At 67.6% G+C, this 20,396-nt stretch carries 21 protein-coding genes; 1 reads left to right on the top strand and 20 read right to left on the bottom strand.

Going from position 1 to position 20,396, the window contains the following annotated elements; genetic code table 11:
* From motD to flhB, 10 genes are all read right to left on the bottom strand, one after another.
* Entirely contained in the window at positions 1-1,017 is a 1,017-nt protein-coding gene (gene motD, locus AC5P8C_RS19745) for a flagellar motor protein MotD (protein ID WP_495219280.1), read from the bottom strand.
* A 1-nt stretch (position 1,018) separates the two neighbouring features.
* Positions 1,019-1,759, bottom strand: a complete 741-nt coding sequence (locus tag AC5P8C_RS19740; protein WP_010482457.1) for a flagellar motor protein — start codon at positions 1,757-1,759, stop codon at positions 1,019-1,021.
* 103 nt (positions 1,760-1,862) lie between these two features.
* Complete coding sequence (locus AC5P8C_RS19735; RefSeq protein WP_026346971.1) at positions 1,863-3,695, bottom strand: chemotaxis protein CheA; 1,833 nt, start codon at positions 3,693-3,695, stop codon at positions 1,863-1,865.
* A gap of 2 nt (positions 3,696-3,697) precedes the next feature.
* On the bottom strand, positions 3,698-4,303 hold the full coding sequence (locus tag AC5P8C_RS19730) for a protein phosphatase CheZ (protein ID WP_495219278.1): 606 nt from the start codon (positions 4,301-4,303) through the stop codon (positions 3,698-3,700).
* Positions 4,303-4,695: a chemotaxis response regulator CheY gene (gene cheY / locus AC5P8C_RS19725; protein ID WP_019659592.1), complete on the bottom strand. Its 393-nt coding sequence runs from the start codon at positions 4,693-4,695 to the stop codon at positions 4,303-4,305. The genes AC5P8C_RS19730 and cheY overlap by 1 nt, the downstream gene beginning before the upstream one ends.
* Positions 4,696-4,752: 57 nt before the next feature.
* A complete protein-coding gene (locus AC5P8C_RS19720; RefSeq protein ID WP_019659593.1) occupies positions 4,753-5,496 on the bottom strand; it encodes an RNA polymerase sigma factor FliA in 744 nt (247 codons plus the stop codon).
* On the bottom strand, positions 5,493-6,380 hold the full coding sequence (locus AC5P8C_RS19715; RefSeq protein WP_005409532.1) for a MinD/ParA family ATP-binding protein: 888 nt from the start codon (positions 6,378-6,380) through the stop codon (positions 5,493-5,495). The genes AC5P8C_RS19720 and AC5P8C_RS19715 overlap by 4 nt, the downstream gene beginning before the upstream one ends.
* Positions 6,367-7,983: a flagellar biosynthesis GTPase FlhF gene (gene flhF, locus AC5P8C_RS19710; protein ID WP_026346972.1), complete on the bottom strand. Its 1,617-nt coding sequence runs from the start codon at positions 7,981-7,983 to the stop codon at positions 6,367-6,369. Before flhF ends, AC5P8C_RS19715 begins: the two co-directional genes overlap by 14 nt.
* A gap of 145 nt (positions 7,984-8,128) precedes the next feature.
* Entirely contained in the window at positions 8,129-10,189 is a 2,061-nt protein-coding gene (flhA, locus tag AC5P8C_RS19705) for a flagellar biosynthesis protein FlhA (protein WP_180832666.1), read from the bottom strand.
* Positions 10,190-10,233: 44 nt separating this feature from the next.
* Positions 10,234-11,364 (bottom strand): flagellar biosynthesis protein FlhB, encoded by a 1,131-nt coding sequence (flhB, locus tag AC5P8C_RS19700; protein WP_191851291.1) that lies wholly within the window; start codon positions 11,362-11,364, stop codon positions 10,234-10,236.
* A 216-nt stretch (positions 11,365-11,580) separates the two neighbouring features.
* Here flhB and AC5P8C_RS19695 point away from each other — a divergent pair, with 216 nt between their 5' ends.
* Positions 11,581-12,006 carry a hypothetical protein gene (locus tag AC5P8C_RS19695; protein ID WP_236565188.1) on the top strand — a complete coding sequence of 142 codons (426 nt, stop codon included), beginning with the start codon at positions 11,581-11,583 and terminating at the stop codon, positions 12,004-12,006.
* Between the two features lie 45 nt (positions 12,007-12,051).
* On the opposite strand, the gene AC5P8C_RS19690 is transcribed toward AC5P8C_RS19695, so the two are convergent.
* The 10 genes from AC5P8C_RS19690 to fliJ all read right to left on the bottom strand — a co-directional run bounded on the left by AC5P8C_RS19690 (position 12,052) and on the right by fliJ (position 20,395).
* The gene (locus AC5P8C_RS19690; protein WP_159360105.1) at positions 12,052-14,184 is read right to left on the bottom strand and encodes a putative bifunctional diguanylate cyclase/phosphodiesterase; all 2,133 of its coding nucleotides are present in this window, start codon (positions 14,182-14,184) and stop codon (positions 12,052-12,054) included.
* A 275-nt stretch (positions 14,185-14,459) separates the two neighbouring features.
* Positions 14,460-15,251 (bottom strand): flagellar biosynthetic protein FliR, encoded by a 792-nt coding sequence (gene fliR / locus AC5P8C_RS19685; protein WP_057504317.1) that lies wholly within the window; start codon positions 15,249-15,251, stop codon positions 14,460-14,462.
* Between the two features lie 13 nt (positions 15,252-15,264).
* Positions 15,265-15,534: a flagellar biosynthetic protein FliQ gene (locus AC5P8C_RS19680; RefSeq protein ID WP_495219277.1), complete on the bottom strand. Its 270-nt coding sequence runs from the start codon at positions 15,532-15,534 to the stop codon at positions 15,265-15,267.
* A 51-nt stretch (positions 15,535-15,585) separates the two neighbouring features.
* Positions 15,586-16,365, bottom strand: a complete 780-nt coding sequence (gene fliP / locus AC5P8C_RS19675) for a flagellar type III secretion system pore protein FliP (protein ID WP_495219275.1) — start codon at positions 16,363-16,365, stop codon at positions 15,586-15,588.
* Position 16,366: 1 nt separating this feature from the next.
* Positions 16,367-16,786 (bottom strand): flagellar biosynthetic protein FliO, encoded by a 420-nt coding sequence (gene fliO / locus AC5P8C_RS19670; protein ID WP_010482437.1) that lies wholly within the window; start codon positions 16,784-16,786, stop codon positions 16,367-16,369.
* On the bottom strand, positions 16,783-17,118 hold the full coding sequence (gene fliN / locus AC5P8C_RS19665) for a flagellar motor switch protein FliN (RefSeq protein ID WP_005409543.1): 336 nt from the start codon (positions 17,116-17,118) through the stop codon (positions 16,783-16,785). The genes fliO and fliN overlap by 4 nt, the downstream gene beginning before the upstream one ends.
* The gene (gene fliM, locus AC5P8C_RS19660; RefSeq protein ID WP_010482429.1) at positions 17,115-18,119 is read right to left on the bottom strand and encodes a flagellar motor switch protein FliM; all 1,005 of its coding nucleotides are present in this window, start codon (positions 18,117-18,119) and stop codon (positions 17,115-17,117) included. The genes fliN and fliM overlap by 4 nt, the downstream gene beginning before the upstream one ends.
* A gap of 10 nt (positions 18,120-18,129) precedes the next feature.
* Entirely contained in the window at positions 18,130-18,645 is a 516-nt protein-coding gene (locus AC5P8C_RS19655) for a flagellar basal body-associated FliL family protein (protein WP_043395554.1), read from the bottom strand.
* A 137-nt stretch (positions 18,646-18,782) separates the two neighbouring features.
* Positions 18,783-19,928 carry a flagellar hook-length control protein FliK gene (locus AC5P8C_RS19650; RefSeq protein WP_495219273.1) on the bottom strand — a complete coding sequence of 382 codons (1,146 nt, stop codon included), beginning with the start codon at positions 19,926-19,928 and terminating at the stop codon, positions 18,783-18,785.
* Positions 19,928-20,395, bottom strand: coding sequence for a flagellar export protein FliJ (gene fliJ, locus AC5P8C_RS19645; protein WP_021203862.1), 468 nt, complete (start codon positions 20,393-20,395; stop codon positions 19,928-19,930). The genes AC5P8C_RS19650 and fliJ overlap by 1 nt, the downstream gene beginning before the upstream one ends.
* Between the last annotated feature and the right edge of the window lies 1 nt (position 20,396).

Raw genomic sequence — 20,396 nt, 5'->3', positions numbered from 1 at the left:
TTACTCCTTCATTGCCGGGGGAGCGGCGGCGCCGACGCGGCTGCCAGCCGGCACCGGCGGCAACTTCACCGGTGCGATGGGGGAGGTGGGGGCGCTGGCCGGAGTTGCGGCGGCCTGTTCGGTGGTGCTGTCGTCGACGGCGCCGGTGGCCGCATTGAGGCGCTGGCCGAGCGGATCCACCGAATGCGAGGTGTCGGCCAGGATGATGACCATCACCCGGCGGTTGCGGTTGCGCCCCTGCGCGCTGTCGTTCTCTTCGCGCGGACGGAACTGGCCATAGCCGACCATCGCCAGCCGCGACGGCTGCACGCCCTGGTCGGCGAACAGGTGCACCACGCTGGCGGCGCGTCCGGCCGACAGTTCCCAGTTCGAAGGGAAGGTGGCGGTGGCGATCGGCACGTTGTCGGTATGGCCTTCCACGCGCACGCTGTTGGGCACGTCACGCAGCACCTCGGCCAGGCTGGCCAGCGTCTGCCGTGCATGCACGTCCAGCGCGGCCGAGCCGGTGGGGAACAGGATGTCGCTGTTGATCTCCACTTCAATCCACAACTCGGTGCGGCGCACGCTGATCATGCCGCGGTCGATCAGCGGCGCCAATGCAGCGGTGAGGCGGTCGGCGATGCTGTTGAGCTGGCGCTCGGCACGGGCGATCTGTTCCTGGTTGTGCACGGAGACCGGCATGCGCATCTGCGAGGCCATCGACGGCAGCAGGGTCGGGTCGTGCGACGGCGCCGGCGCGGAGGGGCCGATCTTGGTGCCGGACTTGATCACCGAAGGGCTGTCCCAGCCGCCACCCTGCACCTGCTTGTTCCCCACCTGCACCGGGTTGATGGTGCGCGGTGCGCCACCGAAGGCATCGGTGAGCGCGTCGGCCATGATCCGGTACTTGCCCTCGTTGACCGAGGAGATCGCGTACATGACCACGAAGAAGGCGAGCAGCAGCGTCATCAGGTCGGCATAGGGGATCGCCCATGCTTCATGGTTGGCGTGCTCTTCGTGGTGCTTGCGGCGGGCCATGTCAGTGCAGGAAGCCGGAAAGGTTGGTTTCGATGTTGCGCGGGTTCTCGCCCTGGGCGATCGAAATCAGGCCTTCAATGACCATTTCGCGGTCGCGGGTGTTGTGCGAGATCACACTCTTGAGCTTGGCAGCCACCGGCAGGAACAGCAGATTGGCCGAGGCGATGCCGTAGATGGTGGCGGTGAACGCGGCGGCGATGCCGTGGCCGAGTTTGCTCGGGTCGGCCAGGTTCTTCATCACCGCGATCAGGCCGAGCACGGCACCGATGATGCCGAGTGTCGGTGCGTAGATGCCCATCGCTTCGAAGACCTTGGCGCCGGCCTGGTCCTGGTGTTCCTGGCTGCCCAGTTCGATTTCCAGCATGTGCCGCATCGATTCGGGCTCGACGCCGTCCACCAGCAGCTGCAGGCCCTTGCGCAGGAACGGGTCCTGCTGCGCTTCCACCTGCGATTCCAGGCCCAGCAGGCCCTGGCGGCGGGCGATGTTGCTCCACTCGACGATCTGCTGGATCAGTTCGCGGCGATCACTGTGTGGCGGGCGCACGACCCAGCGCACGATCTTGAACGCATGCTTGAACACCGCCGGTGAGGTATGCAGCAGGATCGCGGCGACGGTGCCGACGATGACGATCACGAACGCCGCAGGCGACCACAACGACGCCAGGCCGGCGCCCTTGAGGATGCTGCCACCGACCAGCGAGGCCAGGGCGAGAAAGAGTCCAATGAGGCTGAGTCTATCCATGGTTCCGGTATCGGCGTGTATGAATGGGACTTGAGACACCGGTAGATCGCGTACAGACGGTAGTCACAGTTTTTCGGGTTGCCGGGCATGGCCCTGGCGGGGTTCAACGCAGCCCGTCCACGTCCAGGATCAGGGCCATGCGACCATCGCCGATCAAGGTTGCACCGGCATAACCGCGCAGGCCTCGCAGGGCCTTCGGCAGTGGCTTGATGACCACTTCCTCACGCCCGCGCACCTGGTCCACGACCAGCCCGAAGCGGGCTTCGCCGGCCTGCAGCACCACGATGGTCAGCAGGGTTGACGCGGCCGGTGTCACATCCAGCCACTGGCGCAGGTCGACCAGCGGCAGGGTGTGCGAGCGGCGATCAAGCACGGCGCGGCCATCGAACCAGCCCAGCGAGGTGCGCGGCGCGTGCAGCACTTCCATCACGCGTGCCAGGGGTAGTGCGTAGACGTCCTCGCCGGCCTGCACCAGCAGGGTCGGCAGGATCGCCAGGGTGAGCGGCACGCGGATCAGGAAGCGGCTGCCACGACCCAGTTCCGACTGGATCTGGATCTGGCCGCTCAGTTCGCGGATGCGCGACTGCACCACGTCCATGCCGACGCCACGGCCGGAGATATCGGTGACCTGCTGCTTGGTCGAGAAGCCCGGCAGGAACACCAGGTGCAGGCACTCCTCGCTGCTCAGGCGGGCAGCGGCTTCTGGATCGATCAGGCCTTTCTCACGCGCCTTCGCGCGCAGCTTCTCCGGGTCGATGCCGGCGCCATCGTCCTGCACCTCGATGCTGACGTAGTCGCCTTCCTGCTGCGCCGACAGGCGTACATGGCCCATCCGCGGCTTGCCTTGTGCTTCGCGCAGGTCGGGCATTTCCACGCCATGGTCGATGGCGTTGCGGACCAGGTGCACCAGCGGGTCGGCCAGGGCCTCGACCAGGTTGCGGTCGAGCTCGGTCTCGGCACCGATCAGCTCCAGGTCCACTTCCTTCTTCAGCGAGCGGGCAACGTCGCGGGCGACCTTGGGGAACCGCGAGAACACCTTGCCCACCGGCTGCATGCGGGTGCGCATCACCGCCGATTGCAGGCGCGCGGTGGCGATATCCAGCGTCGACACGGCGCGGTCCAGCTCTTCATCGCGCAGGCGTGCACGCAGGGTCTTGAGCCGATTGCGCGACAGCACCAGTTCGCCGATCAGGTTGACGATCGCGTCCAGGCGTTTGGTATCAACGCGCACCGTGTGTTCGGCCTCGGCCAGCGGCTTGGCCGCCGGCTTGGCCACGGGTGCCGGTGCAGCGACCGGGCGCGGCGCGGGCGCCGGCGCCGGTGCCAGGACTGCAGCAGGCTTGGCACCCGGTGCGGCGCCACCGTGCAACTGGTCGAGCAGGGCTTCGAACTCGTCCTCGCTGATCAGGCCGTCGTCGGCTTTTTTTGCCGGCGCGATCGCAGTCGGAGCATTGCCACCGTGCAGCTGGTCGAGCAGCGCCTCGAATTCGTCGTCGGTGATCAGGTCGCTGCCCCCCGCGGCGGGTGCTGCTGCGGCGGCGGGCGCAGCCACGGCACCCCCGTGCACGTCGAACTGGGCGATCAGGTCCGGCGGCGCATAGCCCGGCTCGGTGCCGGACGACACGGCGTCCAGCATCGACTGCAGGTAATCCAGTGATTGCTGGGCCGCGTCGAAGTGGTGGGCCTGCAGCACGGCCTGGCCGGCGCGCGCCGCGCCCAGCGCCTCCTCAGCGGCGTGGCACAGCTCGACCATGGCAGTGACGCCGAGGAAGCCGGCGCCGCCCTTGAGCGTGTGGTAGCCGCGGAACACCGCATTGAGCTGGTCGCTGTCCTGCGGTGCCTGCTCCAGCGACACCAGCTGTTCGCCGAGGCGGTCCAGGATCTCCTGCGCCTCGATGATGAAATCGGCAGTGATGTCGTCGGATACCGCGCTCATGCTTACAGCCCCAGATCCGACAACAGGTCGTCGGCGTCGTTCTGCGAGACCGCGTGGCGGTCCAGTCCCTTCAGTGCCGGCCCGGCCAGTGCCGGGTCGGTGCGATGCTGTTCCGGCGGCAGGCCGAGTGCGCCGAAGCCTTCGTGGACGCGGCGGACAATGCCGACCACGCGGCGGATGATCTGCCCGGTCAGGTCCTGGTAGCTCTGGGTCAGGGCCATCTCGGTCAGGTTGTGGCGGATGCGCTCGAGCTGCGCGTCCTGGCCTGGCTGCAGGCCTTCGGCACGCAGCTGTTCGGTCAGGCTGCGGCATTCCTCGGCCAGGTCCAGGGTACGGTGGGTGGCCTGTTCGGTCATCGCCACCACGTGGTCCAGGCGCGCGCAGGCGTCATCCAGCTCACCGGCCTCGCTGGGCACGGTCGGTAGTTCACCCAGCGCCTGTCCCAGCTCGCGGGCCAGCCGCGACAGGCCGCTCATCATCGGCTGCGTGCGCAGCGCGACCAGTCCGTCGATGCGTTGCCGCCAGGCAGCTTCGTCACCGGACTCCAGTGCGTCCAGGGCTTCCTGCAGGCGCAGGGCGAGGGCGTTCTTGTCGACCGTGGTATCCATCAGGCGCTGGCCGCCAGGCGTTCAAAGATCTTGCCGAGCTTTTCTTCCAGCGTCTGCGCGGTGAAGGGCTTGATGATGTAGCCGTTCACGCCGTTCTGGGCGGCTTCGATGATCTGTTCGCGCTTGGCTTCGGCAGTGACCATCAGCACTGGCAGGGTCTTCAGCTTGGCATCGGCGCGGATCGCCTTGAGCAGCTCGATGCCGGTCATCACCGGCATGTTCCAGTCGGTGACGACGAAATCGAACGACTGGCTCTGCAGCAGCGACAGCGCGGCATGCCCGTCCTCGGCTTCGGCGGTATTGGTGAAGCCAAGATCGCCCAGCAGGTTCTTGACGATGCGACGCATGGTCGAGAAGTCGTCGACGATCAGGATGCGCATGTTCTTGTTCAAAGCAGAGTTCCTTTGTTGTTCATTCCGGGTGGCCGGGGGCAGCCGCCTCGGGCATGTTCACTCTTCCAGGCCGGCGTCGGCCGCCTCGAAAATCTTCAATCGTCCACGCAGGCGCAGCACGGCCTGGCCGTGTATCTGGCAGACCCGCGACTCGCTCACGCCGAGCACCGCGCCGATCTCCTTCAGGTTCAGTTCCTGCTCGTAATAGAGCGAGAGCACCAGCTGTTCGCGCTCGGGCAGGTGGCCGATGGCCTTGCCCAGCTCGCGGCCGAACTCGCCGCGCTCCAGCACCTGCTGCGGCGTCGGGCCGCCCTGGGCGACGGTATCCAGCTCGCCCTGGTCCTCGATGCGTGACTCCAGGCTCAGCACCTGGCCACGCGCGGCGTCTTCCATCAGCCGCAGGTATTCGGGCAGCGGCATCTCCATCGCGGCGGCCACTTCGGTGGCGCTGGCGGCACGGCCGGTGCTCTGTTCCAGGCGGCGGATGGTGGCAGCGGCGTCGCGTGCGCGGCGATGCACCGAGCGCGGCACCCAGTCGCCACGGCGGATCTCGTCGATCATCGAACCGCGGATGCGGATCGAGGCGTAGGTCTCGAACGAGGCGCCCTGGTCGGCGTCGTAGCTGCGCGACGCTTCGATCAGCCCCATCATGCCGGCCTGGATCAGGTCGTCCACCTCCACGCTCGCCGGCAGGCGTGCGGCCAGGTGGTGGGCGATGCGCCGCACCAGGTCCGAGTGCTGGGAGATGACCTCGTTGGCCGCCGAGCGCTGGACCTCCCGGTACTGGGCTGCGCCTTTCATGCGGCCACCCCGCGCTGCTTGAGAATGCGCTCGAGGAAGAACTCGACGCCGCCACGCGGTTCGGTCGGCGCCTGCCAGCGTGCGGTGCGGCGCGCGATCTCGGTGATCGCCAGCGCGGCCGGGCTGGACGGGTAGGCCTTCACCACCGGTTGCTGGCGCTGCACCGACAGGCGCAGCCAGTCGTCCTGCGGCACGCAGCCCAGGTAGTTCAGCGAGACATCGGCGAGGAACTTCTCGCACACGCGGGTCAGCTTTTCGTACAGCACGCGGCCCTCGTTGGGGTCGCGCACCATGTTGGCCACCACCTGGATGCGGTCCACGCCGCGCTCGCGCGACAGCACCTTGATCAGTGCGTAGGCGTCGGTGATCGAGGCCGGTTCGTCACAGACCACCACCACGGTGTCCTGCGCGGCCTGGCAGAAGGTCAGCACGCCGTCGGTGATGCCGGCGGCGGTATCGACCACCATGATGTCCAGCTCGCGTTCCAGTTCGGAGAACACGTTGACCAGGCCGACATGCTCGGCCGGGGCCAGCTCGGCCATGTGCCGGCGGCCGGAAGCGGCCGGGACCACCAGCACGCCGTTCGGGCCTTCGACGATGACGTCGTCCAGCGAGCAGCGGCCGGCCACCAGGTCGGCCAGCGTAAAGGTGGGGTTCAAGCCCAGGATCACGTCGATGTTGGCCAGGCCCAGGTCGGCGTCCAGCAGCAGCGTGCGCTTGCCCATGCCCGCCAGCGCCACAGCCAGGTTGGCCGAGACGTTGGTCTTGCCCACGCCGCCCTTGCCGCCGGTCACCGCGATGGTGCGCACAGGGCCGAGCGGCTCGCTGCGGGTGGCCGACAGCGGGAAGGTCTTGGTCAGCTTGGCGTACTCACGCGACGGCATGGTTCAACTCCGGGTTGCAGGGCATATCGGCCGCTCGGCGCAAATCTTCAAGGCGAAGTACGAGATTGGCTGCACTGGCCCGGTGCAGGTCCTCCGGGACGTCCTGGCCATCGGTCACCCAGGTGATCGGCAGGGCATGGTCCACGGCCACAGACAGGGCGTTGCCGAAGCGGCCGGTCTCGTCCAGCTTGCTCAGCACCAGACCCTGCAGGTTGGCGGCGCCGAAGCGGCGGACCACCTCGTCCATGTCGCCGAAGCTGGTATTGGCCGGCAGCACCAGCAGGGTGCGCACCTGGCGGGCGGCACGCAGCCACTGCAGCTGGGCGGCCAGCGCGCGGTCGCGCGGGCCCAGCCCGGCGGTGTCGATCAGCACCAGCTTGTAGTCCTTCAGGCGTTCCAGCAGCTGGTCCAGGTCGGTGCCGCTGTTGGCCTCGTGCACCGCGATGCCGAGCTGGCGGCCGTAGCCGTACAGCTGCTCGCGGGCGCCGATGCGGGCGGTATCGGTGGTGACCAGGGCGACGTCACGCGGCGCGTGCTTCTCGGCGAATCGCGAGGCCAGCTTGGCGATGGTGGTGGTCTTGCCGGCGCCGGTCGGGCCGACCAGGGCGATCACGCCGCCTTCTTCCAGCGGGTCGACCGGGGCGATCGGCAGCTTGCGCGAGATCAGCCCCAGCATCAGGCCGCGGCCACGATGGGCTTCGGTCTCCAGCGGGATCTGCATGGCCACGTCGCGGGCCAGGCCGGCATCGAAGCCATATTCGTCCATCAGGTCCAACGCGGTGGCGCGCACCGGGCAGCCGCGCAGGCGCTCGTCGGTGAAGCGGTTCATCTCGCGCTCGATCACCTGGCGCATGCCGGCCACTTCCTGGCGCAACTGTCGGATCTCGGCGTCGTCCTGGGCGACCACCGTCAGCACCGGAGCCGGAGCCAGGGTGGGGGCCGGCGCGGTTTCGACAATGGCATCGGCCAACGCCGGTTCGCTGGCGGCGCTGGCCGGCTGCGCGTCGGCGACGGCAGCGGTCGGCAGCGGCGGCGGCTGCACGGCCGGCGCCACGCTTTCGTGATGCGCCTCGTGCGGCGGATCGATCGGGAAGCGGGCGCGGTTGGCCGGCACGGCGGCGGCCGGTGCAACGATGGCCTCGGCGAACGGCGCGAAGATCTGTTCCGGCAGCGCCGGTTCGTTGACGGCGGCACGCGCGAGGGTGGCCGCAAAGCCGGTGCTGCCGCGGGTCGGCACGATCTCGTCGGCGCTGTCCAGGGTGCGGCCGGTGGCGCCGACCGCGGCGCGGGCGAGGGCGGCCACCGCCGAGGTGGTGGCGGCGACCGGCTCCGGTGCCGGGGTGGCGCTGCGACGGCGGGTGACGGCGGCGATCACCGCATCGGCGGCGGTGCGCGGTTTGGGCGCCGGCGGCGGCGCCACGTCGCGGCGCGAGGCTTCCAGCGCACGCTGCACGGCGCTTTCATCGTAGTTGGCGGCGGCGACGATCTCGATGCCTTCCTCGATCCGGCGGTTGGACAGGATCACGGCATCAGGACCATGTTCCTTGCGCACCAGGTTCATGGCCGAACGCATGTCGGCGGCGACGAATCGTTTGATTTTCATGCTGTGGTCACGAGGCGAAGACGGCGGAGTGGCGGCCGGGGAACTCGGGTGGTCGGTGGTCTGCACGGTGCGGGTTCCCCTTGGTATCTGTCTGTTGCGTTGGTTCGAAGGTGGTGTCTGTTTTCTGGCGCGTCGGCGGGCGGCGTCAGCTGATCGTTCCGACCAGCTTCAGGCGCTTGTCCTCCGGTACCTCGCTGTAGGCCAGGACCGACAGCGACGGAACGCTGTGGCGGACCAGGCGTGCCAGCGCGGCGCGCACCGGGCCAGGTACCAGCACGACCGCGGGCTCGTTGCGGGCTTCCTGCTTGCTGACACATTCGGCCAGACTCTGGTGCAGTCGCTCAGCGAGTCCGGGTTCCAGCGCGGCGCCGTTGCCCTGCGTGGACTCCTGCAAGACACGTTCCAATTGCGGGTTGAGGGTGAACACCGGCAGCTCCGCCGACATTCCGGCGATCTCCTGCACGATGAAGCGGCCCAGGGCGGTGCGCACGGCGGCGGTCAGCACGGCCGGGTCCTGGCTGCTGGGCGCATGTTCGACCAGTGCCTCGGCGATCTTGCGCAGCTGGCGGATCGGAATGCGCTCGACCAGCAGGTTCTGCAGCACGCGCACCACCGCCGACAGCGGCAGCGCCTTCGGCGTCAGATCTTCGACGAGCTTGGGCGCGCTCTTGGCCAGGTTGGCCAGCAGGTGTTGCACTTCCTCATGGCCGAGCAACTCAGGTGCGTGCTCGCGGATCAGGTGCGAAAGGTGGGTGGCGACCACGGTGGCCGGGTCGACCACCGTGTAGCCCAGCGTTTCGGCCTGGGCACGCTGGTGCGGTTGGATCCAGGTGGCATCGAGGCCGAACGCGGGGTCCTTGCCGGCGATGCCTTCCAGCGTGCCAAGCGCGCTGCCCGGGTCCAGCGCGAGCTCGCGGTCGGGGTGGATCTCGGCGGTGGCCACCGGCACGCCGTGCACCAGCACGCGGTAGCCGTTGGCGGGCAGTTCCAGGTTGTCGCGGATGTGTACCGATGGAATCAGGAAGCCGACATCCTGGGTCAGCTTGCGGCGCACGCCCTTGATGCGCGCCATCAGTTCGCCGCCCTGGTTGCTGTCCACCAGCGGAATCAGCCGGTAGCCGACCTCCAGGCCCAGCGGATCGACCGGGCGCAGTTCGTCCCAGCTCAGTTCGGCGGTGGGCGCCGGCGCGGCCGGGCGGCCGAGGGCGCTGAGCGCCGCCGGGTCCTTGCCCGTTGCGGCGGCATCGGCGGCCGGGGCCTGGGTCTTGCGGTACAGCTTCCAGGCAATGAAGCCGAGGATCGACGCCAGCGTCAGGAAAGCGACGTTGGGCATGCCCGGCACCAGGCCCACCAGGCCGATGATGCCGGCGGTGATCGCCAGCGCCCGGTACTGGCCGAACACCTGGCCGGTCATGGCCTGGGCCATGTCCTGCGAGCGCGAGGCGCGGGTGACCAGCATCGCCACCGCACTGGAGACCAGCAGCGCCGGCAGCTGGGCCACCAGGCCGTCACCGATCGACAACAGGGTGTAGGTGGCAGCGGCTTCACCGAAGGGCATGCCATGCTGCAGCACACCCACGGCCAGGCCGCCGAGCATGTTGATGAACAGGATCAGGATGCCGGCGATGGCGTCGCCGCGGATGAACTTGCTGGCACCGTCCATCGCACCGTAGAAGTCGGCTTCCTCGCGGACTTCTTCGCGGCGCAGCTTGGCTTCTTCACGCGTCAGCAAACCAGCGTTGAGGTCGGCGTCGATCGCCATCTGCTTGCCGGGCATCGCGTCCAGGATGAAGCGCGCGGTCACTTCCGAGACGCGGCCGGCGCCCTTGGTGATCACCACGAAGTTGATGATGGTGAGGATCGCGAACACCACGATGCCGACCGCGTAGTTGCCGCCGATCACGAATTCGCCGAAGGCGGCGATCACCTTGCCGGCCGCATCGTGGCCGTTCTGGCCGTTGAGCAGGATGACGCGGGTGGAGGCTACGTTCAGCGCCAGCCGCAGCATGGTGGTGATCAGCAGCACGATCGGGAAGATGGTGAAGTCCAGCGGGCGCTTCACGTAGACCACCGCCAGCAGCACCATCAGCGAGATGGCGATGTTGAAGGTGAACAGCGCATCAAGCACCGGTGCGGCCAGCGGGACCACAACCATGGCCAGCAGGGCCAGCACGATCAGCGGCGCGCCAAGGCCCTGGCGGATCATTTCCAGAGCGCGGCGGGTGTTGAAACCGGTGGAGGGCTGGGCGCTCACGGGCGGCCTCCCTTGCCGAATTCATCCACCTGGATGTGCGGGGCGTCCGGCATCGGGCCAGTGCGCCAGGCGCGCAGCTGGTAGACGTAGGACAGGACCTGGGCGACGGCCGAATACAGTCTCACGGGGATTTCCTTTCCGAGTTGGCCTTCCCGATACAAGGCGCGTGCCAAAGGCGGGGCAGAGACGATCGCCACCTTGTTGCCGTCGGCCACTTCACGGATGCGCAGGGCGGTCTCGTCCACGCCCAGCGCGACCACGGTCGGGGCGTTCATGGCACCACCTTCGTACTTCAGGGCCACCGCGTAGTGGGTGGGGTTGACCACCACCACGTCGGCGGTGGGTACCGCCTCCATCATCCGGCGGTTGGCCATCTGCTGCTGCAGCTGGCGGATGCGGCCCTTCACCTCGGGGCTGCCCTCGCTTTCCTTCATTTCCCGGCGCAGCTCTTCACGGGTCATCTTCAGCTTGCGCATCCAGTTCCAGCGCTGGTACGGCGCGTCGATGGCGGCCAGCACCAGCATCGCACCGGCGGTGGCCAGCAGCAGGCGCAGGGTGAAGCCGAGGCCGTCGGTGATGGCGGTCTCCAGCGGGTGGTGGATCAGCCCGCGCAGGGTGTCGAAGCCGGTGCAGACCACCATCCCGGCAGCGACACCGACGAAGGCCACGCGCAGCAGCGATTTGGTGAACTCGGCGATGGCCTCCGGGCCATACAGGCGCTTGAGCCCGCTCATCGGGTTCATGCGGTTGATGTCGGGCAGCAACGCCTTCTGCGACCAGCGCAGGCCCCCCATCACCAGAGGTGCGACGAAACTGGCCAGCAGGCAGACCAGCACCAGCGGCGCGATCACTAGCATGAACTGAAGCAGCAGGTCGCCGAAGTGGCCGAACAGTTCCTTCGGGTTCTGCCGCAGGCTCTGTTCCGGGCTGAGCGCCTGCTTCATCCAGGCCGTGGCGCCGCGGCCGATCGAGCCGCTCATCGCCATCACCGCCAGCACGCCGGCGCCGAACACGGCGGCGGTGCCGAGTTCGCGCGAGCGCGGCAGGTTGCCCTGTTCGCGGGCGTCGCGCAGGCGTTTTTCTGTCGGTTGTTCGGTTTTTTCGCCGGCGGATTCGTTCTCGGACATCACAGGCACTGCAGCAGGGGATGCCGGGCTGCGTGCAAGAAGTGTGCCGCTAGCCGTCAGCCGCGAACGGCGACACGGTGTATCTGCTGCAGGGCCTGCTCCTGCTCATTCTGGCGTTCGCAGTGATGTATGCAATGGCGCGCATTCCCATGTAGCGAACGGTGGGAATCGTTCAACTGCTGCTGTACAGGGAGGAGAGCAACTACATGAGGCATGATGGCAAGACACGCAGAAGAGAAGGGCGATGCTGAATGGATTGCAGGATGGGAGGCCGCAGCAATGAGCTTTGACATTGTTGTTTTGAAGCTGGCAGACCTCGGTGAAAAAGACCTGTCCAATGTTGAGGCTGTACTGGATATTGGATGTCCCCAAGCCATAATCGCATCATTGGAACTGGTGTTCCCCGGATGTGTCCAAGGTGCATTCTTGGATGGTGAGCGCTACTCGCTTGAGTCCGCTCTGAATGGAGACCCGGTGAGCTCCATACACCTTACTCTCAGATTCGGGCGAGCATGGTCTGAGGCAGCCAATGCTGAGTTCGTGGCCTTGCTTTCGACACTTTGCCAGCAGCTGCAGTCAGTCGCTTTTGCGGTCTCCGACAACTCGAGGCTCACTCCTCCCTACCCGGTCATGCTGGAGTGATTCGCTCGCGCCGGGCTGACCCGGGCGCGCGGCCGTGTGGGTTCATCAACCCCCACCTTCGGGCGCTTTGAAGCCGCTGGCCAGTTCCACCCGTGGCCGCGGCAGGTCGTGCAGCTGCATGAAGCGGGCGGCGTCCACCGGCCGGCCCAGCAGGTAGCCCTGCAGGTAATCGCAGCCCAGGCGCTCCAGGTAGGCGCGCTGCGCGGCGGTTTCCACGCCTTCGGCCACGATGTCCATGTCCAGCGCGTGGCCCAGCGCTACGATGGCCGAGACGATCACCACGTCTTCGGCGCTGTGTTCCAGGTCGCGCACGAACGCATGGTCGATCTTGATCTCGGTGGCCGGCAGCCGCTTCAGGTACAGCAGGCTGGAATACCCGGTTCCGAAATCATCGATGGAGATGCCCACGCCCAGCGCCGACAAGGCCTGCAGCAGGCGAAGGCTGGTATCGGTATCGCGCATGACCGTGCTTTCGGTGATCTCCAGCACCAGGTGGCGCGGGGCAATGTCATAGCGTTCGATCACTTCACGCACATCCTGCAGCAGGTGCGGCGAACTGAACTGCACCGGCGACAGGTTCACCGACATTGACCAGCCTTCATGCCCGGCGTCGCGCCAGCGCCGCAGTTGCTGGCAGGCCTGGTCCAGTGCCCAGCGACCGATCTCGTTGATCGCGCCGCTGCGTTCGGCCAGGCGGATGAAGCGGTCCGGTGGGATCAGCCCGTGCTCCGGGTGCTTCCAGCGGATCAGTGCTTCGGCACCGGCCACCTTCTGCGTGGCCACGCGGATCTTCGGCTGATAGTGCAGGAACAGCTGCTCGCTGCCGATCGCACGGCGCAGGTCGGCCAGCAGCCGGAACTGCTGCTCGGCACTGTCGTTCATCCAGTCGGCGAACAGCACGAAGGCGTTGCGTCCGGATTCCTTGGCCTGGTACATCGCTGCGTCGGCGAAGGCCATCAGCTGGCGCTCGCTGGCAGCGTGGTCGGGGCAGATTGCCACGCCGATGCTGGCGGTCACCTGCAGTTCGTTGTCGGCCAGCAACGGCCCGCTGCCTACCGCCTGCAGGATGCGGCGGGCCAGGGTCGGAAGGTCCTCGTCGTGCTCGATGCGCACCACCAGAACGAATTCGTCCCCGCCCAGACGGGCCAGCATGTCGTGGGGGCGCAGCAGCTGGCGCGTACGTTCGGCCACCGCCACCAGCAGTGCATCACCGGCCTGATGGCCATAGGCATCGTTGACCTGCTTGAAGCCATCCAGGTCCATGAACATCACCGCGAAACGGCTGCCGCCCTGTTCGGCCTCGGCCAGTGCCTGCACGATCCGACGCTGCAGCAGCAGGCGGTTGGGCAAGCGGGTGAGCGGGTCGTGTAGCGCGGCCTGGGTCAGTTCCTGCTGCGCGTCGGTGAGCGAGGTGCTCAACAGGGAATTGCGCAGGCGCAGCAGCTGCGCCTCCACCCGCTGGTCCAGCCAGGACACCACCAGCACCACGGCCAGGATCGCCACGGTGAGCATCACCACCAGCATGGCCAGCCATTCGCTCTGCAGTCCATCGCCCACCGCCGCACCGCAGATGCTGCCTTCCGGGAACCGCGCGGCGGCCATGCCGGTGTAGTGCATGCCGACAATGGCCAGCCCGAGCAGGCCGGCAGCGGCCAGCCGGTCGCCGACACGGGTGCGCTGCGCACGCAGGCGGAATGCAACGTACAGGGCCGTCCACGAAGCAGCGACCGCCACCATCAGCGAAAACAGCAGCCAGCCCGGGTCGTAGTCGATGCCCGGCTGCATGCGCATTGCGGCCATGCCAACGTAATGCATGCCGGCGATACCGGTACCCATCAAGAGTGCGCCGCCAGCCAGGCGCGGATGCGGCAGGGTGCGCAGCGAGACCAGCCACAGTGCGAACACTGACGAGGCGATGGCCAGGGCCAGGGAGAGCAGGGTGATGGGCAGGTCGTAGCCGAGCGGAATGGGCAGGTCGAAGGCGAGCATGCCGATGAAATGCATCGACCAGATGCCCAGGCCCATGGCGAAGCCACCACCGAGGCGCCACCACCACGCCGCGCCCTTGCCGGGGGCGGTGACCGTGCGCCCGGCCATTGCCAGCGCAGTGTACGAAGCCATCACGGCAACCAGCAGCGAGATCGCCACCAGCCACGGGTTATACGTGCCTACCAGCATTCGTCAGTCTCCCGGACCTGCCTGTCGACGGAAACCACGGTGGGGCATGCATGAGGCAGGCCGACGCAGGGCGGCGGCCACGTGCGGCATCCCCCCGGTTGCCGCGCATTCACTCTAACGCGCGGACCCGGGGGAAGGGCAAGCAGTAAAACGTGAAATTGCGCCCCTGTAGAGCCGAGCCCATGCTCGGCTGCCGCTCCTGCCGAAGACAGCCGAGCATGGGCTCGGCTCTACAGAAACAAAGGCATGGCAAGCAGTAAAACGTGATGATCAGTTCAGTGTGTGACCGCGTCCGCAGCCTGGATGGCGGCGTCGAACAGGCGCTGTACCGGCGGGCCCATTTCCCCGGCCAGCAACGCCAGCAGGAACAGGCCCAGCAGCAGTGAGACCGGCAGGCCCAGCTGGATCGGGTTCAGTGCCGGGGCCGCACGGGCCAGCACGCCGAACGCCAGATTCACTGCCAGCATCGCCACGGTCAGCGGGATCGCCAGGGTCAATGCGCCGCGCAGTACGGTCAGCAGGAAGGTCGGGGCGATGCTGAAGAAGGCGTGCGGGTCGGGCAGCGGCGCGCCGATCGGCAGCGCCCGGTAGCTGTCCACCACCAGTGAGATCAGCGCCAGGTGCCCGTTGGCGGTGAAGAACAGCAGGCCGAACAGCAGATAGAACCACTGGCCGATCACGCCCGAGGTGCCGCCACGCAGTGGGTCACTCATCTGCGCGAAGGCCAGGCCGGTGCCCTGGGCAATCAGTTCGCCGGCCATCGCCCCGGCCTCGAACACCAGCCGTAGCAGGAAGCCGATGGACACGCCGATGGCCAGTTCGCGGGCGATGGTCAGGACCGTGGCGGCATCGAAGCCCGTCCAGTCCGGTACTGGCGGCAGCAGCGGCGCCAGCGCGATGGCCAGGGTCCCGGCCAGCACGACGCGCACCCGCGCGGGAACGGCACGGGTGCCGACCATCGGCATGGCCATGGCCACGGCACCGATGCGCAGCATGGTCCACAGCACGGTGCCGATCATGCCGAAGGCCTGCAGGCCGTCGGCTGCCATCTGGGTGGCGGCGTCCATCGAAGCGTGTGTCCTAGCCGATCAGGTGTGGAATGCGCTGGAACAGCAGCGTGGTGAACTCCACCAGGTAGCCGATCAGCAGGCTGCCCAGCGCGAACAGCACCGCGGTCAGCGCCGCCGCCTTGGCAACGAAGGCGATGGTCGGTTCATTGAGCTGGGTCGCGGCCTGCACCACGCCCACCACCACGCCCACCACCAGCACGGTGAGCAGCAGCGGGCCAGCCACCCACAATACGGTGATCAGGCCGCCACGCAGTTCGGTCAAGGCAAGTTCGGGAGACATTCGGATTCCATCTGCTTATGTAGAGTCGAGCCAGGCTCGACTGCCTTTCGATCACGCCGGATTGAAGCTCGCCGCCAACGTGCCCACGGTCAGCACCCAGCCATCCACCAGCACGAACAGCAGGATCTTGAACGGTGCCGACACCAGCATCGGCGACAGCATCATCATGCCCATCGACATCAGCACGCTGGCCACGACCAGGTCGATGATCACGAACGGGATGAAGATCAGGAATCCGATTTCGAAGGCGGTCTTCAGTTCGCTGGTGACGAACGAGGCGACCAGCACCGGGAACGGAATCGCATCGGGGCTGGCGTAGGTGCCGTGCCCGGCGATGCCGGCGAAGGTCATCAGGTCGGTCTCGCGGATCTGCGCTAGCATGAAGGCGCGCAGCGGCGAGGTGGTCAGCGTCCAGGCGGTCTGGAAGTCGATCTCGCCATTGAGATAGGGCGCCATGCCGGTGCTCCAGGCCTTGTCCCAGGTCGGCAGCATGATCATTGCGGTCAGGAACAGCGCCAGACCCAGCAGCACCTGGTTGGACGGCGACTGGCCGGTGCCCAATGCCTGGCGCAGCAGGCCCAGCACGATGATGATGCGGGTGAACGAGGTCAGCACCAGCAGCATCGACGGGATCAGGGTGATCGCCGTCATCAGCAGCAGGGTCTGCAGCGGCAGGCTGACCGGCGCACCGCCGATTTTGCCCACGTTGATGTCCGGCAGCGGCGTGGTCGGGGCGCCCGGGGCGGCGAAGGCCAGTGCCGGCAACAGGCACAGGGCAAGCATCAGCAGCCACGGCATCAGGGTGGCAAGACGGGTACGGGTGACACGCATGTCAGGGGTCCTTGCGCAGCCGCTGCTGTAGCAGCTGGGCGAAATTCGGCAGGTTCTTGAAGTCCGGCACGCGCACCGGTGCCGGCGGCGGCAGCGGTTCGGGCAGGGTATGCAGGGTGTTGATGCCGCCGGCGGTGACGCCCAGCAGCAGTTGCTGGCCATTGACCTCGACCACCACCACGCGTTCCTTGGCGCCGACACTGAGGCTGGCCACCAGCTTCATGCCTTCGGCCGGGCGGAAGCCGCTGCCGGGCATGCGCTTGAGCAACCAGCCCAGGCCGACGACCAGGGCCAGCACGGCCAGCAGCGCCAGCACCGCACCGAACAGGCTGGGTGCGGCGGCCGCATGCTGGCCGACCTGCGGGCCAACCGGGGCGGCGGTCTTGCCGACCGCCAGCAGGGTGGAGGCCAGCAGGCTCAACGCAGTCTCCGGATCCGCTCGCTCGGGCTGACCACATCGGTCAGGCGCACGCCGAAGCGGTCATTGATCACCACGACTTCGCCATGGGCGATCAGGGTGCCGTTGACGAACACATCCAGCGATTCGCCGGCGCCGCGTTCCAGTTCCACCACCGAACCCTGGTTGAGCTGTAGCAGGTTGCGGATCGGCAGGCGGGCGCGACCGACTTCCAGCGACAGGGTCACCGGCACGTCCAGGATCACGTCCAGGTTCAGGTCAGGACCGTTCGCCTCATCGGCCTGCAGGCTGCTGAACTGGGCCGGGGTCGGTTCGAGGGCGTCGATATCGTTCATTGCGGGTCTTCCTGGATGACGGGTGCGCGCGGGCGGGTGCCCGGCGGATGGGTAGCGGTTATCTTCACGGCGTTCATGCCGTTGGCGATGCCGAACTCGCCGGTGAACACGGGAATGTTCTCCACGCACAGCGGCACCTGCGGGCTGAGTTCGATCGGCAGGATGTCGCCGACCTTCAGCTGGGTCAGGTCGCGCAGGGTCATGCGCTTGCTGGCCAGTACGCTGGACAGGGTCACCTCGGCGATGTTGAGCTGTTCGCGCAGGGTCTGGCCCCAGCTCTCGTCGCGGTCATTGCGGTCGCTCTGGATGCCGGCGTCGAGCAGCTCGCGGATCGGCTCCAGCATCGAGTACGGCAGGGTCACGTGGATGTCGCCGCCACCGCCGTCGAGCTCGACGTGCAGGCGGCACACCACCACGTACTCGCGCGGCGTCACGATGTTGGCGAAGTGCGGGTTGATTTCCGAGTTGATGTACTCGAAGTCGACATCCATCACCGGTGCCCAGGCTTCGCGAAGGTCGGCGAAGGTCTGCTTCAGCAGCAGGTGGATCACCCGCATTTCGGTGGCGGTGAACTCGCGGCCTTCGATGCGGGTGGGGTAGCGCCCGTCGCCGCCGAAGAAGTTGTCGACGATGGCGAACACCAGGGTCGGTTCGAACACGATCAGGCCGGTACCGCGCAGCGGCTTGAAGCGGATCAGGTTCAGGTTGGTCGGCACATACAGCGAGTGCATGTAGTCGTTGAACTTGATCAGCTCGATGCCGCGCACCGACAGTTCGGCCGAACGGCGGATCAGATTGAACAGGCCGATCCGCCACAGCCGCGCGAAGCGCTCGTGGACCATTTCCAGGGTCGGCATGCGACCACGGATGATGCGGTCCTGGCTGGCGAAGTCGTACGAACGCGCCTCGCCTGATGGCGGTTCCGGATCGGTCTCGACCGCACCACTGTCCACGCCGTGGAGCAGGGCATCAATCTCGTCCTGGGACAGCAGGTCATTCATCGGTGGGCCCTTACTGGGTCACGAAGCTGGTGAACAGCAGATCGTCGGCGCCGTTGCTGCCGGTCTCGGCCTTGAGCACTTTCTGCACTTCGGCCAGCGAAGCGGCCTGCAGCTTCTGCTTGCCGGCGACATCGGCGATCTGGTCCGGGCTGACCTGCGAGAACAGCATCAGCAGGCGTGCGCGGATGGCGGGGGCATGGGTCTTGATCGCTTCCAGCGCGGTCGGGTCGCGGGTCATCAGCTGCACTTCCAGCTGCAGGTAGCGCGGGCCGTCGACCGGGCCGTTGAGGTTGACCACGAACGCGGGGTCCAGCGCGAAGTACTGCGCCGGTGCCGGAGTGCTGGCCTTCTTCGGGGCCTGCGCGGTCTTCTCTTCGTGCTTGGACTGGGTGAAGAACCAGACGCCGCCACCGGCGGCAGCGGCGGCCAGTACGGCCACCAGTGCGGTGATCAGGATCGGACTACGCGGCTTGGCGGCCTTGTCCTTCTCGGCGGTCTTCTTGGTTTTGTCAGCGGCTGCGGCCACGGGGTGAAGCTCCTGAGGGTTGCTTCACCGGGATATGCAAGGGGTGTGCCGGAGCCGGGGCAGCGGGGGGCGACGGAATTCCGTCGGGATGCCAGCCGCATCGCTCTGGTGGCTGCCAACCTTGGTTGGCACGCCTGTCAGGCGTAAGCGTCCAGCAATCCGCGCTGGCGGATCAGCTGCGCCGACGACACGCTGCCATCGCCCGGCGTCGGTTCTCCGTCGCCGGGCAGACCGCCGCCACCGGGCCGCCCCGACGCATTGCCGTCACCCCCAGGGGCCTGCTGGCCGACATCGGCGTGGGCCAGCTGGAAGCCCTGTTCGCCGAGAAGTTCGCGCAGGCGTGGCAGGCTGCTTTCCAGTGCCTGGCGCACGTCCACATGCGGGCTGCTGAAGCTGGCGTGCACCTTGTCGCCGTTCAACTGCAGGCGCACGTCGACCGGGCCCATGTCGTCCGGACTCAGGCGGATGTGGGCATGGCCGATCTTCTGGTCGGCCAGCCAGCCCAGGCGCGCGCCAATGGCCTGGTCGAAACCATCGTCGCCGAACACGGGCCTGGGCGTCGGTTCGCCGTTGAAGACCGCAGTGCCGGTGGCGAGCGCAGCCTTGAGGTCCTGCAGGACCGCCGGGGCCGGGGCGTGCAGGAATGGGGTAGCGCTACGGTCGCCGATCGCGGTCACGTCGTTGCTGTCGCGGTCGCCGTGCTTGCTGCCGGGCAGGACCGTCTCCGGTAGTGGCAGGGTCGTGGCATCGCCGGCGCTGGCGGCCGGGGGCGTGCTGTCAGCCATCGATGCGATGGCTGCGCCCGGCGCCGGGGTCGGCGTCGGGGCAGGCAGTCCCGGTCCGGCAGTGGCCGGCAGCGCCGCGCCCGCACCCGTTGCAGCAGGAGCAGTGGCGGCAGGATCGGAGGGGGCCGGCATCGCCAGGACCAGGCCGGCCAGGCCCAGCGGCGGCCACGGCGCGTCCTCGGTGGCCACCGGCGTGTCCTTGTCCGTCGCCCGATCACCCGCAGGCGGAGTTTGCGGCGGCAAGGGCGACGTCTCGTTTCCCGTCGCCGCCGCATCCATGCTGCGTTCCTCCGGCGCCTGGCCATTTCCATCGGCGCTCGTCTGCGGCTTCGGTGCCGAGGTGGGCGGTGACGTAGCGGCGCCGGCGAGCGCGTCCGGCGCGCCGCCCTGCAACAGCTGGCTGAAATCCTTGCTGGCCTCGCTGCGTGGCGTGCGCGCTGCGGCGCCGCCGGCAGTCTGTGCCTGCGCGTTGGCGCTGCTGGCGAGTGGGGCGGGCATCACGGGCGGCCTCCCTGCTCGGTGCCATCCTGGTCTTCGGCCTGCACCAGACGCGCACGGCGCGCACCGATGTCGTCCATCTCGCGCTGGTCGCGGCGGTCGGTGACCACTTTCTCCTGCGCCCGGTAGCTGGCCGCCAGCTGTTCCAGCACGGCCTTGTCACGGCTGGCCAGGATCAGCCGGGCGCGCTCGGCTTCCACCTTCTCGCGGTTGCCATTGACCGTGGCCTGCTGCTGTTCGACCGCACTGTCGAGGCGGTCGAGAAACGCGCGCCGGTTCAGCAGCTGCGCCGGGCTGGTCGCAGCCATCTGCGCATTCGCATACTCCTCGGCGTAGCGGCGCAGTTCGTCCAGTCGCGACAGATGGGTATCGAGCACGCGCTGGCGTTCGGCCAGATCGCGGGCCACTGCGTCCTCGTGTTCCTGGGCCCGCTTCAGCAGGGGATCGATGCGCTTGGACTGGTTCATG

This window comes from Stenotrophomonas sp. YJH_SMC_46, from assembly GCF_059370315.1.
The sequence above is the reverse complement of the archived record's forward strand: the minus strand, read 5'-3'. Positions and strand labels throughout refer to the sequence as shown.